General features: G+C 67.4%; 1 protein-coding gene. It reads right to left on the bottom strand.

Annotated elements, in window-relative coordinates; genetic code table 11:
* Nucleotides 1-30 precede the first annotated feature (30 nt).
* A complete protein-coding gene (locus tag AB0G11_RS48920; protein WP_357594174.1) occupies nucleotides 31-948 on the bottom strand; it encodes an IS982 family transposase in 918 nt (305 codons plus the stop codon).
* Between the last annotated feature and the right edge of the window lie 80 nt (nucleotides 949-1,028).

Here is a 1,028-nt window from a genome sequence, read left to right as displayed (position 1 = left end):
GCCTAGATGATTGATTCCAAGGGGTTGGGATCAGTGGTCGTAGGCGGTGAGTGAGCGGGCGATGGGCTGACCGGTCTTGTCGTTGTGCCAGATCACGGCGGTCAGCGCAAGGATGCGGGTGATCACGCGGATGATGACGCCCGCGAACGTGCGCCCGCCGTGGCGTTCGAGGTCGAGCTGGCCTTTCAGGGTCTGATTGATGGACTCGATGGTCTGGCGCAGGGGTTTGAACAGGTGTGCGCCGGAGCGTGGGGGCTCGCCTTTGCGGGCCTTGCGCAGCAGGCGCACTCCTGCGGTGGCCAGGGCGTGTTCGAAGTCGCGGCCGTAGTACTGCATGTCGGCGATCAGGTCCTGCCGGCCTCGGTGGCGGGCCAGCAGGTCGGGGTCGGCTTCGAGCATGCCGAGCAGGGTGAGGCGTTCGTCGGCCTTGGCGCCGGTCAGGGCGAAGGCGACGGGCAGGCCGCCCAGGGTGCACAGCAGGTGCAGGCGCAGGCCCCAGAAGAAGCGGGAGTGGGAGGGGCAGTAGCCGTACTCGGCCCAGCCGGCCAGGTCGGAGCGCTGGGCGGTCTGCCGGGAGCGGCCGCACTCGACCGGGGTGGAGTCGGCCACCCACACGTCGTCGCTCCACAGGCTGGTGTCCCGGCCGAGAATGCGGATCAGGTGGAGCACCAGGCCGGTGGCGGCGCGCAGGCGCTTGTTGTAGCCGGACTGGCCGGGCAGGTAAGGAAACAGGCCGGTCAGGTGGGCGCGAGCGTAGCGCAGCCAGCGCCGCTCTGAGGTGAAGCCGAGCAGCGCCGACAATACCGCCAGCGTCACCAGCTCCGCGTCACTGAGCCGAGGCTGCAGCCCGGTCGCAGGCCGCTCGGGAGCCAGATCCGGAGAAGCGATCAGCTGATCGTCGATCTTCACGTACAGTGCTGTCGCGAGGGTGTTCAGTTCTGTCGTCACAAACGGATCTTGAACGCCCTCGCTTCATGTCCGCAGCCGAACAGCTGATCTCCACCCCTTGGAATCAATCATCTAGGCGG

The organism is Nonomuraea sp. NPDC023979 (assembly GCF_040639085.1).
GTDB lineage: Bacteria > Actinomycetota > Actinomycetes > Streptosporangiales > Streptosporangiaceae > Nonomuraea > Nonomuraea ceibae.
The sequence above is the reverse complement of the archived record's forward strand: the minus strand, read 5'-3'. Positions and strand labels throughout refer to the sequence as shown.